This window comes from Paenibacillus sp. FW101-FHT12H11 (assembly GCF_058790355.1).
Genome location: NZ_JBYTCO010000007.1, coordinates 418439 through 433070 on the forward strand (window position 1 = coordinate 418439; position 14632 = coordinate 433070).

A 14632-nucleotide genomic window follows, 5' to 3' on the forward strand; every position below is an offset into this window, starting at 1 on the left:
AACTCGATCGCGGGAATTTACTATTAATTGGGATTGGATCGATGAACAATGAAACCAGTAACGATTGATCAGGATCATGTAGTGAGATTTCAGAATCCTCCTACATATGAAACTCCTGAACTCGACAATACCGTAGTTGTAAAAAGAAAACTGACGATAATCGGACCAGACGGCAAGGAAGTGCTCGTCGACGTGAAACTCACGGGACCTATTTCTTTCAAGGCGATCAAAGCGGGTACCTATGTTGTAAAACTGGAATCGGATGCTAAGGATCGCACGGCGGAGATTTGGCTGAAAAGTGTTAATTGATTAAGGAATTGCTTGAATTGTTGGTTCAGAAGCCTATTTAAAGTTTTTCAGGGAACTGTGGTCCGCTAATTCATTTAAAAAACACATTTTCAATAGGCAGAGGGAACTACGATCCCCTATTTCTTCATTTAAGCTGAAAACCATGTCTTGGTGCCTGAATAAGAGCCTGTAGTTCCCCGAAGTCACGCTTCGGCTAGATTTACTCCAAATAGAGGATTTATGTTCCCTTAAATAATACATTAGCGGTATTCCTGCTAGTTGATTGAATTTGTTGGTGGCAGGGTAGGGTGAAGTCGGCTGTATAGTGAGTAGGAGATGGAGTAGCGGAGGTAGTTAAGTAGAAAACCTTTAAGCCTGACGGAGCTTGATCCGTCAGGCTTTTTTATTTCGTAAAGGGCAACGACGCTTACTTTCGAACAGCTTCAAAGACAAACGACTGCTCAGCGTGAGATGGTGTTTTGTTAGGATCAAAATCCGCTGTCACAACCACATCGGTAAAACCCAAGCTTTCTAAAACAAGCTTGAATTCCTCAATGCCATACCAACGTAGGGCATACCGCTGTAATTCGGTTTGGATTAGCGCGCCATTGCGCCATTTTTCATACTTGATATAGGAAACTTTATATTGCTTGAATAAATCAGCCTCGACTTGTTTGCCTTCCATGGTGATGATGTCGCCATCTGGCAAGTTAAAGGTCGACGTGCCAAGCCATTTACCACACTCAAAATTCGTATCAGGCAAGAAAATGTCAAGTATTAAGCGGCCACCTGGCTGAAGATGTTCGTAGAGGCGCCTTAAGGCTTCAAGAGACTCTGCTCGTTTTTCAATTAACAAAAATGAACCGGCTGGAATAATGATAGCCTCATATTTATCGGGCAAAGAAAGATCTTGCAGGCTTGACTCATACAGATTTGTAACTAACCCCCGTTCCTTGCAACGACCCCGACAAGAAGCTAACATATCGGTAGAATAGTCAACCCCGTCTACAAGAAGACCTGTTTCAAGAAGTGGAATGATTACACGACCAGAGCCGACCATAACTTCAAGTATACGACCTTTACAAGACTTAAGTTTTCCCTGGTAATACTCCAAATCCCCATTAATAGACTGACCAATCTTTTTGGTGTGGTTATAGACTTCGGTACAAAGTTCTCCGTAATAACTAAATGACATACGTTTTTCCCTCCATGATTGGAATGAAAACAGAAGTTAAATCAATTATAAGTAGCTTGGAAAAATTTGGTCAATGTGAAAAGACAATTATAACGAAACTTACCGCCATAGACGATCGGAGCACAACCGCCAACCCAAAAAAACACATACCACCATAATAATCTCCATTGTCTGTTTCCCCTATCAGCAATAGAGTGAAGCTATCCGAATGAATGTAAGTGCTTTCAGACAACGGTTATTTATTCGTTCGTCATGCTGCCGTTCTTCGGCGAGAGCAGGTAGTTTTAACTAACAGTCTGCTTTGATTACAAAAAGGGAGGGATAACTTGCACGGAATGTTCTGCTGGGATGATGTTTTAGAAGCTATCATAAGGAGGCACTAGGATGCTCACGCAACAAGTTATGAAGAAAGTTGTAAGCGCTATTCTAACAATTGCTATGATGCTTACGCTTTTGAACCCATTCGGGTTCTCTGCATCGACGGCGCATGCCGCACAGGGAGAGATGTTAAGCCTTTTTGAAGTCGAAGTAAGCAAGCCAGTAAACGCAGTAGTTGACGTTTCTCAATCAACCATTGGGATTTCGTTGCCCTTCGGCGAATCTTACCAAATGCTGAACGTAACGACGAATCCGGGCGTTACTCCAACGGTTTTCAGAAGCGATGAAACAACAGCAATTCCATTCGCTACCAGCGGCATCAACATGGGCGATGCCAAGCTGGATCAATTTTCATCGGGTGGAATAACGACGTACTATCTGGTGTTAACGGATAAGGATGACAGCAGCAACAGTAAGAAATACACGATTACCGTAACTGTAGAGAAGGAACTGCCAACGTCCATAGCCAACTCTATGGGGCCTAATGACAAATATTCTCCACTAAATATTAAAGCAGGCGAACATGCATGGGACGTACTTGGCGCTTCCAAAATGGGTTTTGGCAGCACCACAGGTTCAATTGAAGGGCCAGGGAAAGCCTCATCTTACAGCGGGAAGGATTGGTTTGAGTCGGTTTATGACCGTTCCGGAGACTACCCGACGGCTCAAAGCGTTCCTGATTCTTGGCTGGGAGATAACATGTATCTGCAAACCATCGGCAAAACTGATGTGAATGCGCTTACGAAGTACGGGATTGAAGCAAGTGCCGGACTGGACAAGCTGAACACGGACATTTTGCGGTATCATGAATTTTTACCGTTCAAAACGCCTGAAGGGGTTAGCCGGGACGATGGTGACCGGGGAGCGGTCAACAGTGACCGTCAGCGGCTCGAGATTAAGAGCAATACCAGCGCGTCGAATAGCGAAGCTAACAGTGTGGGCGGCGATATTATGACCCATCATTGGAAGCTGATGCTTCCTTCGGAAACGATCAAGTATCAGATGGATGCCGCCGAGAAGGAAGCCGGCGACTTCATTGCTCCGCGACGTTTCTTCCATATTTTTCAATTAAAGGCGATTGAAGGGGATGAAGCCGGGCAGCCGATAACGACGCTCACGCTTGTTTCCGTCAATGGCAAAGGCTATTTGGAATTCAGAAACAATCCGGATGGGCAAGAAGCACACCGAATTAAGCCGCTGTTCACGATTCCATTAGATCAGGTCGTCGACCGTTGGCTGGATATGGAAGTGACGATTCTTAGCGCTGATAAAGGGTACGTGTATGGCAAGCTTGTTGACGTGGCAAGCAATACAGAACTCTGGAAAGGCGGCATGACGGCGGAAACCTTGAGACGCCCGGAAGTCTTGAACCCGGATACGGGGAAAAAGGAGCGCGTCGATCTGCCCGCAGTGCCTGGACAACAAAACCGCTCTAAATGGGGACTATATCGGGGAATGTACAATACCTTGAACGAATCGGTTTATGCCGATGAATATCAGGCCGCAACGATGTATTTATCCGATATTTACTTAATTAAAAGGGATGCAAGCACCTATGTGTTCCCTGATGGTTGGGACCCAAACAGCCAGCCCAAGGATATCGTGGCATGGGATAGGAAGCCGGTTGTTTCGGCAGCACCAGGCACTGTATTCGAGAACTTGGGCTTACCGGCACAACTGGATGTAACTCTGAGCACAGGCAAGATTGAAAAGGTAAATGTCACGTGGAGCTCGGATGGCTATGATCCGAATGGTACGGGAAATTACAAAATCAATGGGCAATTTACCGGAACTGGCATTACGAACACCCAGAATATTAAGCCTTATATTGAAGTCAATATTTCCGGCATTAAAAACTGGGCAGTAACGCCATCCGCCGAAATTAAAGTTGTTTCACAAAGTGGGGGTACCAAAAATAACTTTATCGACGACCTGTCGGATACGGCTTGGCAAGCGAACAGTTCACTAACCAAGACAGAAGGGTACCAATACTGGGCTGCCGTTAAACTGGAAAAACAGATTGAAGTCAGCCGGATTCAGCTTGAATGGACCAGCAACAGCAAATTTCTGAAAAATTACCAGCTGTACTATACGAACGATGCTGCGGCATATAACGAACTTAAGGAAGGCACTTCTGTCTCGCCAACCTCATCGGCAACGAGGAAGCCGCTTCTAACCGAGCATGGTTCCTCTTGGATCCTGATTCCCGGAGCGGGAAAAACGACGGATCTGAGCAACAACGAGAAGGCCGATTTGACACTGAGCCAAACAGTAAATGCGCAATATGTACTGCTGGTCTCCGATCTCACACTCGATAACAGTGCTGGCTCCATCAAAAGCAATGTATTTAACATTATCGGTCAACCTTCTCGATCGATCGAGACCGGTTCCGTAAATCTGTTGGCGCCATCCCGTTTTACGCCGCAAGATGGCGTAAACTTCAAGGTTAGCTCCGAGCAACCCGATCATCCTGGAGTAGACGCCTTGAAGACGGACGGAACTGGTTTCTGGCGAAACTCTAGCTCCAACGTGTATAAGGAGAATTATGCGCCATCTTCTTTGGCGTTGAGCCTTGATTTGGGATCTCCGAAGACAGTGGATAAACTGTATCTTGAAATTCCGAACGCTATCGCCAATATTCAGAAGAATGCTACCCGTTTCGAAGTTTATTACTCTAATGATCCTCAATCTTGGGCGAGCAGCCCTACAACTTCGGATGTGGCCAACAACTATGATTGGGAAGGCAACGGCTGGAAGCTGGCTGGAGGCACGGAAACTGAAGGCATGTGGTCCTTTGTAACCTACAATGGACAGCAATGGGGTTTTGATACCAAAACATTCTTATACCCGTTCACGGCGCGCTATGTAATGATTAACACGGTGTTGGTTGGACCACGCGATCGTCGTATGGATGAGAATACGTCCGCCATGGGGTTATCCGGATTGGTGATTTATGGAAAAAATCCGGTATCCAATGCTACGGCTCTTACACCATCCAAAGCTGTCTACAGCACTTGGGATCAAAGAGAGCCGATCAACACCACTGTTAGCCTTCCCAGTGGTCAGTCGATTGTGGGAATCACGACTGCTCAAGGCAAGGAGCTTGTTTTCAATACGGATTATTCAGTAACTGGGAATAAGGTTACCTTTGAAGCTCCGTTCCTCGCGAAGCTTCCGCTGGGCACGAATGAATTCCCTATCCGTCTCAGCAGCGGCACATCTTCTATTTTTGCCTTGGATGTGACAGCGCGTGGGCTTGGAGAGAATAGTAAAACCATCAAAATGAATGCCATTGATGGCGTTTCTCCTTACAATGTTCTGGGAGGCGCGATGGGCACCGATGAGCCTGTTGAAGGTGTAACCAAGCGAATTCGAGATGCTTACCATGCTTATTATGGGGATCGTCCTGAAGCGAACTTAGCTGACAAGCATGTCCAAAGCGTCTGGGACAGTACCCTTCAGAAAAACGTGTTCAAGGTTGTTGCCCAAGGCAGAGGCTTGAACAATGAATTCGAAGACGAAGTTCGGGACGGCGAATATGCACACAAAGGTGTTTTTGACTGGGAAAAAGGTTATGTCGTCGGCGGTGCGGCCATCAATGACAGACAAAGGATCGAGATTCGTCCAGACGAAGATTCGACCAAGGATTTTACGGCATATAATGGCGATATTGTTTCCTATCAATGGATGTGGAACATTCCGGATGGCAATCAGTGGAACCAGTCTAACTTCAGACATATTTTCCAATTAAAAGCTACGAATGCCCAGGCAGCCGATACCCTCTCAGGAGGCAACAGTGCCGGTGAGAATGGGGCGTATATTCTGGCTATGTCAATTACCGGCAAGGATACGAGGGAGCTGATCGTCAACCATAACCGATACGACGGCGATAAGACCCTTCTGAGAATCCCGTTGAAAGATATTGGCAGCCATTGGATTAAAGTTGAGCTTCAGGCATTAATCTCCGATTCGGGTTGGCTGACGATTAAAATCACGGATACCGTTACCGGTAAAGTTTATACGTTTGACAGCCCGGATGTGTATCAGACGTTTCCGAAACAAGGGGCAGGCGACGGTGTGAAGGACTTGTGGAGAAGACCGGAAAGAAGCGTCAAGGTCGGAAGCACCAATGTCAATTTCGAAACCGAATATCCGGCGACTTTTGACCAATATTTGCGTCCAAAGTGGGGCATTTACCGCAACTCTAACGGCGGCACCAATTCAGCTTACGACGCCGAGCTGCAGCTTTCTGATATTACGATAACCAAAGTTGCAACCGGCGTTTCTTCTACCAACCTGGCGCTGAATAAAAAAGCATACAACGTTGGTTCGGCGGCAGGTGCCAACTCGCTACAGCTTGCATCCGCTAATGCTAATCCTTATGGGAATGCAAACAAACTGACAAGCGGTGTCCTTGAAGATCCAATGATTTGGAATGTAAACAACGTGACCAACTTGGACCAAATTGGAAATTATTCTTGGTTGGGTACGGATGGTGCTAAAAAAGGTAGTTTTGTTATTGACCTTGGTCAAGCTATGGATTTCAGCCAAATCAGGCTGCTTGCCAAGTCCACCAGATTGAAAGGTGCGACCGTTTATGTATCCGATGATTTCAGTAATCATTCGTCGGCTGCTGAATTGGAAAACGTGACTTTCAGCCAGGTTGATCTCAAAACCGAAGAAGGTTATACCTATGAAACAGGCAACCTAAACGGCGGAGATGACACAACAGATGCATCTTATGCGTTAAATCTTGGCAAGACCTACCATGCCAGATATATCAAAGTAATGGTAGAAAACGCATCGGGCAGCAACGCAGGCACTGATTTAACTGGACCTCCTAGGCTTACACAGGTTCAAGTCTTCAACGCACCGACGCCTCCTCAGAATCTGAAAATAGCAACCAACGGTTCGTCAGCGGTTCTAAAATGGGATTCCAACGAGCGGAGCGAAGGCTTCACGGTTTATAACGGGACAGAAGTTGTTGCCGAATTGCCGGCAAATGCGACAAGCTATGTATGGCCAAACAATTCTTCTGACACTACAGCGATCTCGGTAAGGTCGAAGGGAACCGATCCATATTCCCGCAAATTTATGATCTCGGCACCAGCTTTTCCAGTGCCTACGGTACCTACGGATGTCAATCCTGTCATTGTTAGCATTGCACCGGAGAACATCGATACCGTAGTAGGAACAGCACCGGTTATGCCGACTGTTGTGAGCGCTGTCTACAGCGACAGCTCAACCCAAAAGCTGCCTGTGGCTTGGAATCCGATTACTCCTATCCAATACGCGGCTCCAGGAAACTTTACCGTTGAAGGAACCGTTACTGGCAGCGTGTATAAGGCTTTAGCTAACGTTGCCGTTACCTCAGGTTCAGTCACATGGCCTGCTCAATCCGTTTTGACCGTTTCGGAAGTCGGCGAAACATCGGCAACATTGCGATGGACAGCGGCGCAAGCCGTGAGAGGGATAGTCGGATATACGCTTTATACGGTTACCGGCAGCACGTATTCCGAAGTCGTTTCGGTCGGTGATGTCCTGACTTATAAGCTGACGGGTCTGACGAGTGGCAGCAAGTACACATTCACGATTCAAGCTGTAGATAAGGATGGCGTTAAAAGCGTGTACGGACCGGCAGCTAGTTTCTGGACCAATTCTAGATCGAGAGATACTTCTGATACTCCAATCTCTACGGGGTCGGGATCTGCTCCAGTAACGTCTGGTGGTTCCAATACGAATACGGGTGTCCTTAATCTTGATAAGGATGCCAAAGTTACGAAAGAAACGGCGCCTGATGGAAGTACGGTAACAAAAGTCACTGTGGATACGAAAGCGTTGGAGAAAGCCTTAACTAACCCTCTCGTCGTCATAGATGTGAAAGGCAGCGACTCGGCTACGAAAGTGGAACTTCCAGGCAATTCTCTTCTCAGTGCGACGGATAAACAAAGTCAATTGGTTATTCAATCAAATGGGATTCGTTACGAATTGCCTGTGACGCTGTTTGCGAATATCCAGAAGGACTCTACAGTGGTCGTCTCGATAGCCAAAGTAACGGGAAAAGCTGGAGACGATGTGAATGCTGCCGTGAATAACCTGAATGCAAAGCAAGTGATAACGAACCCGATCGAATTTACGATCACCGTTAACGGTTCGGAATTAGCGGACTTCGGAGGCGTATATGTCAACCGTACTCTTAACTTGGGTCAACTGACCGTAGACCCCGCCACGTTGACCGCTGTATGGGTTGATTCGAACAAGCAGGTTCACTTTGTTCCGGCTGTTGTAACAACAAAAGACAGAACTACGGAAATAACAATCCATTCGCCGCACAACAGCGTTTATACCGTCATTCAATCGGAGAAAACGTTCCGTGATATGCAAGGGCATTGGGCTAAAACAGATATTGAACTACTCGCAAGTAAATTCATTCTAAACGGTATGACTGATGAGCAATTTGCACCTGAAGCGAACGTGACGCGTGCTGAGTTTGCGGCCATGCTGGTTCGTTCCCTTGGTTTAGTAGAAACAAAAGGTAGCGTGTTTCACGATGTTCAATCCACGGATTGGTTTGCCGGGGCCGTAGGCTCGGCCTCAAAAGCTGGATTGATCGATGGCTATTCGGACGGCAACTTCCAACCTAACGCTAATATTACTCGCGAACAAATGGTTGCGATGGTGATCCGGGGCATGAAATACGGCGGCAAGGAAATGCAAGGCGATATCTCGGTATTGAACAAATTCGCCGACCGATTGGATATCGGGGAATGGTCGAAAGGAGCCGTTTCTCAGGCTTTGAAAGCAGGACTCATTCAAGGAATGTCCGACACCGTTTTCGCTTCGAAGGAATCTGCAAATCGTGCACAAGCTGCAGTGATTTTGAAGCGTGCCCTGCAATTCCTGAGCTTTATGAACTAAATTTTGCAAACAAAATTTCCAAACAAACAGCCGCCTTCGATTTCTAGAAGGCGGCTGTTTTGGTAAGAGGAATCTGAACAGATAGAAGGAATTTGTATGTATGAATAACGGAGGTGGAGAAGTGTGAGAATTAGAACAGCGACAGAAAGAGATATTGATTTCATAAAAAGCAGAGATCAACATCTGAAGGAGCACTTAATTGGACCTAAAATTAGAGAAAACGAAATTTTCCTGTTCCAAGATGAGCGTGATGAAATCATCGGTTGGATGCGTTTTAGCTACTTCTGGGATCATACACCGTTTATGAATATGATTTGGTTCGACGAACCTTACCGTAAACAAGGGTTGGGGAAGCAAGCCGTCGATTTTTGGGAAAATCGCATGAAAGAACAAGGGTTTGAACGGGTTATGACATCCACACAAGCAGATGAAGAGGCTCAGCATTTCTATAGAAAATTGGGTTACAAAGATGCAGGATGCTTATTGCTGGATGATCAAGCTATGGAGATTATTTTAACGAAAAAGCTGATCTGATATGACTATGACATAAATTGACATGGTTAAAGTCTATACTAGGCTGTAGATCAACGAAAGGAGTTAACCGATCATGAGCCGTAAAATCATTTTGGATTTAGCCGTTACTTTAGATGGGTTTATTGAAGGAAGTAAGGGGGAAGTTGATTGGTGCGTGATGGACGCCGAGATGGGGTTCACACAGTTCTTAAATCAAATTGATACCATCCTGTATGGCAGAAAAAGCTATGATTTATGGGGGCAATACACGCCTGATTCTGAAAATGAAGAGACGGATCATAAAATTTGGGATCTCGTTCATAGTAAAGAGAAATATGTGTTTTCAAGAACACAAAGCGGGACGGATCATAAAGCGATCTTCATCCACGATCATATTTTCGAAGAAGTTACTAAATTAAAGAATAAGCCAGGCAAAGATATTTGGCTGTATGGCGGAGCAAGTCTGATTACAACGTTTATCCATTTAGGACTAGTTGATGAATTTAGATTATCTGTGCACCCTGTTATTTTAGGAGAAGGAAAGCCGTTGTTTACGGATATTAATCAGAGACTAAACCTAAAATTGATTACTACCAAAACATTCTCCTCTGGCGTTGTGCAGTTAATCTATCATATGAACAAGTAATAACAAATAGAGAACCCACCGATATGCCGGCTGGTTCTCTATTTGTTTACATGCTACATACGGGCAAGAAGCTTAACATTATCTGCTGCATGGAAAATCGAACGCTGTTTTCCTTCATATATAACAGCCGACATCGCCGGAATAGCATCGTTATCTACCTTTACTTCATGTTCGGAAAAGTTGGCAATAACCTTGAGGTCGTTGCCATACTGTGCACTTTGAACAAGTCTGTCGTCGGTTAACACGGCAAATTTACTCATTTGTTGAGTGACGGCTTGCTGATGGAAAGGGGACCATACCTTCAAATAATCCAGGATGCTGGCTTTCTCTTGCTCCCAAGTTGCACGGTTCAAGTGATATAAGGGAGGTACATTGTACAAGAGGCCATATAACATTTTATCCGCTTCATCACCTTTAATCTTATAAGTACCCCACTCCCAATGATTAGTCGTAATAATGGAGTTATTATAAACAAGCTTGTATAAAGGCAAGGCGTACACCGGGTCATTGTAGACCTTTTCATACAGAGGTTTAACCGGTACTGATTTGCCGTAACGTTCCGGGATGCCGGAAGCAGCGTAATATCCGCCTACAAAGTAGGGGCTGTTTTTGTTCTCCCGCATATCCGGGTCGCCCCAAGCGATAACGGGACTCTCAATGCCTTGCGCGTAAGCAATAACTCCGCTCGCGTAATCATTACCACCCTCCGAGCCAACTACCATATGTTTGTCTTTGGCAAAATAGGTAAACCGATCTAAGCGGGCCATCATGTCCTGAAGCTGTGTTGTCGGATGATCGGGGGAGTAGTCGTCGTAGACATCTCCAGTCGCGTCTGAGTCAACAAACCACGAGTTGTAACCAATCCCGTCTTGAAGGATTCCCTCGACCCGCTGTTTCACACTAGGCATAGCTAAAGTTGGGTTCAATTTTCGCCCTCTTTGAAGAAAGCCGGCAATTTTCGTACCATCCTTTGTGGCGATCGTTGCCTGATCATAAAGCGAAGGATCAGGGAAGAACGCCGTGTTCCATGAAGGATCGGGTTGCTCCTGAATGGAATGGTAGGAGTCATAAGGAGCAATTAAGTATCCCGCCTGATTGGCTGCTTCAACCATATGGGGATTGCTCAGACCGTCAGCCCAGTTGGGAAGTCCAATCCATGCTTTTTGAATTCCCGACTTCTGCATATCGTTGATTAGATCTGTTGAATCCGCCTGTCCCCAAGCAGAAATATCTCCCGCGGCGTCTTTCAACACGCTTTTGAGCAGCAGCTTGTTGAGGTCGTACAGTTTTTGCTCGCTTAATTTATCGATTCCTAGATCCATCAGCTTCTGCGCTTCACTTCCGGGATTCGGAAATACGGCCTTTGAATAGAAACCTTTCAGCTTCATTCCTTGATTAAGCGCACTTAGGATAACTCTTTTCTGATAGGCGTCGAAGCTGTTCTGTTTCGCCATGTCCTTCAACACCAGAGCAAGCTCATCGCTACCTTCGGCTGTGCCTGCGATCAGCTTGACTAGCCACTGACCTAGAGCACCCGAGAGTAACGGTCGGATTTTAGGCCACTGGACATCGCGATCGGTGAGGATCGACTCACTCCATAAGTATATCTGTGGGGCCCCGTACAGTTTTTGAATATTGGGATTCTCTTTCGATTTGTCCGCAAGCGTAACGTATTTTCCGCTTTCTTCTATATAACTTTTGTAAGGTTGAACCATTTGCTGCGGGTCACTGCCCGTAACATACAGGCGGAATCCATAGCTTTTATCTGTATTGATGCTTGGAAATGCGTGTGTAAATTGAAATTGAAGCGGAGAAGACGTATCGAAATGAACCTCATCATTGAATTTATTTGTAACGACATAAACCAGGGAGAAGGGGTCGTTTTTCAAAGCAAAAAAGTCCATCGAGAACGACTCACTCCAAGTGTAGCTCTGATCATCCAAGAAAGTCCGCCAATTCGTGTCGTCGGCTGGAATGATCTTACCTTCGCCCAAGGGAAGCACGTAACTCTGTGCTTTTACTGAAGGCCATTGAAACTGCTCTGCGCCTATGGAATCGAAGTGAATATCGAGATAATCGTTTTTCTTGGCGATACTAACTTTCACTTGTCCCGGATAAGTCCATTTTATCGAATCTTTCTCCTTAACGAGATCAGTTACAGCTGTTTTGGGCAGGGCCAGCGAAGCCGGCATACGAACCCCGTTTTTAATAATCGTCAGAGTGAATGTCTCGGGATCGACTTCGTAATCGAAGGGCTCACCTGCCGGTTGAACGGATGTTGAAATGGTTTGCTGCCCGCTGGTTGGTGTTAGCTGGTTTGCAGCTTGATCGCGGCACCCGGTTAGGGCTACGGTAATGAGACTAGCTGCACAAAGTAATGCAAGCTTTTGTTTTTTCATGAAAATACCTCCTAATATGTTTGATTCGATGTTCAGTATAAGGAGGTTATGTTACACGAATGTGCCAAATGGAGATCACGGATATGTCTATGTCATGAAGCATTTTGCCATACTGATGTAACAAAAGACATTTATAATAGGAATGCTGCGTGAAAAGGGGGGAAGGTATGTGAATTTGTTGTTAGCTGACGATGAACCGCTTATGCTGCAAGTGATAAAGGCATATTTCACAAAAGAAGGTTTTCAGACGTTTCTGGCGCAGGATGGCGAAGAAGCAATAAATTTGTTTTATCAGCATAAAATTGATTTGGCCATTTTAGATTGGATGATGCCAAAAAGGACCGGCATAGAAGTGTGCCGGGAAATTAAGAAAATGGGGCGGACAAAAGTGCTGCTGTTGACGGCGAAAGGGAATGTGGATGATGAATTCCTTGCCTTGCAGTCGGGTGCGGACGATTTTGTTCGCAAACCGTTTGATCCGCGCATTTTGTTGTTAAGAGCTCAAAAGCTGCTGCAGGTTGGCACGAAGATGACGTTTGGTGATCTAACTGTCGATCTGGATGCACAGAAAGTATATCGGAATGGTAATGACGTTCAAGCAACACATAAGGAATTTGAGTTATTGAAGTATTTGGCACTTAATAAGGGGCAAATTATTACCCGCAAAATGCTGCTCGATCAAGTGTGGGGAATGGACTATTACGGTGAGGAAAGGACAGTGGACACCCACGTTCGTAGGCTTCGAGAAAAGATAGGCGAAGGGCGGATCAAGACATACCGCGGGATGGGCTACTCTCTGGTGGAGGACAATGAGTAAACTAAACCGCAAGTTAATCATCAGGATAACTGCAGTACTGTGTCTTGTTTTTGTCCTCTCTTTTGCGGTGAATACGTATTTTTTGCCGAAGTTCTTCTTATATCAGAAGAAAAATAAACTGGCGGAATTGTCTTCCGAACTTGTCTCTATTTCCTACAGCTCTTTGGTACAGCAACTTGGAGTTATTGAGGAGCAGTACCAGGTTACTGTCGCTTATACGACATTATCTGATTCCGTCGATGATGTGAATAATAAGCTGCTGCTTCAATTTAATCGCAAAGGCATTGCACTGGGTAAATTTTGGCTGACAGAGGAAAGTATCGCGAAGCTGCGCGAAGGGGCACAGGTGAACAAAATTTATGATCAGTCGAAGCTGAAATCAAGTTTCCTGGTCGACTTCCTGTCGGTAGGAGGATCTGTTTTCGCAGTGGGCGAATCGATTAGTAATTCAGATGAGACCATCCAAATCGTGAATTTGTTCAATCTGTATATATGGATTGGAATGCTTTTGCTGCTTATCGTGCTTTCTGCACTTTATACCGCTCGAATTGTCAAACCGCTAGGTAAATTAAATGAGACAGCTGAAGCGATCTCCCATTTATCTTTCACTAAAGTTGATATACAAACAGGTGATGAGATTGAATCGCTCGCTCGGAGTATTAATCGAATGAGCGACAGTTTGGAAGAGGCGCATAAGTCGCTAGAAGCCAAGAACGCAAATCTGCAAACCTTTATTGCGGATATTTCGCATGAATTGAAAACACCGCTCTCGCTCATCCGTGTCTATGCCAGCGGGATGCAGGATGGATTGGATGACGGTACATATGCCCATGTCATTCAACAGCAGAGCGATGCGATGTCCGTCCTGATCGACCGATTGCTTGAACTGTCACGCCTTCAAGAGGAGACATACCGTTTTGAAGTGATCAATTTTAAGCACTTGCTTGATGAAACGATAGGAGATTATCGCACACCTTACCTACAATATGGCTTAGAACTTGAAACCAATATTCATTTGCCTGCGGAAACATGGGTGATGGCGGACCGTTCAAAACTGGAATCGGTTCTGCATAATTGGCTGACGAATGCAATGAAGTACACAAGTGGTGCAAGCGTCAACGTCACATCGGCAATCAAGGAGGGGACCGTCCGATTCGAGACAGCGAATAATACGGATTTAGGCGAGGACAGGCCCTGGGAGCTGGTATGGGAACCGTTCTATGTCATGGAAAGTTCCAGGAGCAAAAAATTCAGCGGCACCGGTCTAGGCTTATCCATTTCACGAACGATACTACAAAAGCATCAAGCATCATTCGGACTCGAAGTACGGGATGGTGTCATCGTCTTTTGGTTTCAGATTCCACTGAGAGGGCGGCACGCTTGAACCGTCCCGCGTATGAGAGAGGGTGTCCCATAAGCCATGAAAATGGCAAGGGGCACCCTCCTTTTAAATTCTGTAAAACAAAAAGAAACCGTTC

The 14632-nt window shown here is 45.6% G+C and carries 8 protein-coding genes; 6 read left to right on the top strand and 2 right to left on the bottom strand.

Annotated elements, in window-relative coordinates:
* The first annotated feature begins 48 nt into the window (after nucleotides 1–48).
* Entirely contained in the window at nucleotides 49–309 is a 261-nt protein-coding gene (locus AC3WTJ_RS24375) for a hypothetical protein (protein ID WP_492524020.1), read from the top strand.
* Nucleotides 310–715: 406 nt separating this feature from the next.
* Here the strand turns inward: AC3WTJ_RS24375 and AC3WTJ_RS24380 are convergent, their stop codons facing one another.
* Nucleotides 716–1483: a class I SAM-dependent methyltransferase gene (locus AC3WTJ_RS24380; RefSeq protein WP_492524021.1), complete on the bottom strand. Its 768-nt coding sequence runs from the start codon at nucleotides 1481–1483 to the stop codon at nucleotides 716–718.
* A 384-nt stretch (nucleotides 1484–1867) separates the two neighbouring features.
* Between AC3WTJ_RS24380 and AC3WTJ_RS24385 the strand changes: the two genes are divergently transcribed.
* From AC3WTJ_RS24385 to AC3WTJ_RS24395, 3 genes are all read left to right on the top strand, one after another.
* Nucleotides 1868–8779, top strand: a complete 6912-nt coding sequence (locus AC3WTJ_RS24385) for an S-layer homology domain-containing protein (RefSeq protein WP_492524022.1) — start codon at nucleotides 1868–1870, stop codon at nucleotides 8777–8779.
* 123 nt (nucleotides 8780–8902) lie between these two features.
* Complete coding sequence (locus AC3WTJ_RS24390) at nucleotides 8903–9313, top strand: GNAT family N-acetyltransferase (protein WP_492524023.1); 411 nt, start codon at nucleotides 8903–8905, stop codon at nucleotides 9311–9313.
* Nucleotides 9314–9386: 73 nt separating this feature from the next.
* A complete protein-coding gene (locus tag AC3WTJ_RS24395) occupies nucleotides 9387–9938 on the top strand; it encodes a dihydrofolate reductase family protein (RefSeq protein ID WP_492524024.1) in 552 nt (183 codons plus the stop codon).
* Between the two features lie 53 nt (nucleotides 9939–9991).
* On the opposite strand, the gene AC3WTJ_RS24400 is transcribed toward AC3WTJ_RS24395, so the two are convergent.
* Entirely contained in the window at nucleotides 9992–12337 is a 2346-nt protein-coding gene (locus AC3WTJ_RS24400) for a glycoside hydrolase (RefSeq protein WP_492524025.1), read from the bottom strand.
* Nucleotides 12338–12506: 169 nt separating this feature from the next.
* Here AC3WTJ_RS24400 and AC3WTJ_RS24405 point away from each other — a divergent pair, with 169 nt between their 5' ends.
* Together AC3WTJ_RS24405 and AC3WTJ_RS24410 are read left to right on the top strand one after the other, a co-directional pair.
* Nucleotides 12507–13154 (top strand): response regulator transcription factor, encoded by a 648-nt coding sequence (locus tag AC3WTJ_RS24405; protein ID WP_492524026.1) that lies wholly within the window; start codon nucleotides 12507–12509, stop codon nucleotides 13152–13154.
* On the top strand, nucleotides 13147–14538 hold the full coding sequence (locus AC3WTJ_RS24410) for a sensor histidine kinase (protein ID WP_492524027.1): 1392 nt from the start codon (nucleotides 13147–13149) through the stop codon (nucleotides 14536–14538). Before AC3WTJ_RS24405 ends, AC3WTJ_RS24410 begins: the two co-directional genes overlap by 8 nt.
* The last annotated feature ends 94 nt before the right edge of the window (nucleotides 14539–14632 follow it).

Coding starts and splice junctions, on each gene's coding strand:
- AC3WTJ_RS24410 (WP_492524027.1), top strand. CDS start 13,147: ATGAGTAAACTAAACCGCAAGTTAATCATCAGGATAACTGCAGTACTG.
- AC3WTJ_RS24395 (WP_492524024.1), top strand. CDS start 9,387: ATGAGCCGTAAAATCATTTTGGATTTAGCCGTTACTTTAGATGGGTTT.
- AC3WTJ_RS24385 (WP_492524022.1), top strand. CDS start 1,868: ATGCTCACGCAACAAGTTATGAAGAAAGTTGTAAGCGCTATTCTAACA.
- AC3WTJ_RS24375 (WP_492524020.1), top strand. CDS start 49: ATGAAACCAGTAACGATTGATCAGGATCATGTAGTGAGATTTCAGAAT.
- AC3WTJ_RS24380 (WP_492524021.1), bottom strand. CDS start 1,483: ATGTCATTTAGTTATTACGGAGAACTTTGTACCGAAGTCTATAACCAC.
- AC3WTJ_RS24400 (WP_492524025.1), bottom strand. CDS start 12,337: ATGAAAAAACAAAAGCTTGCATTACTTTGTGCAGCTAGTCTCATTACC.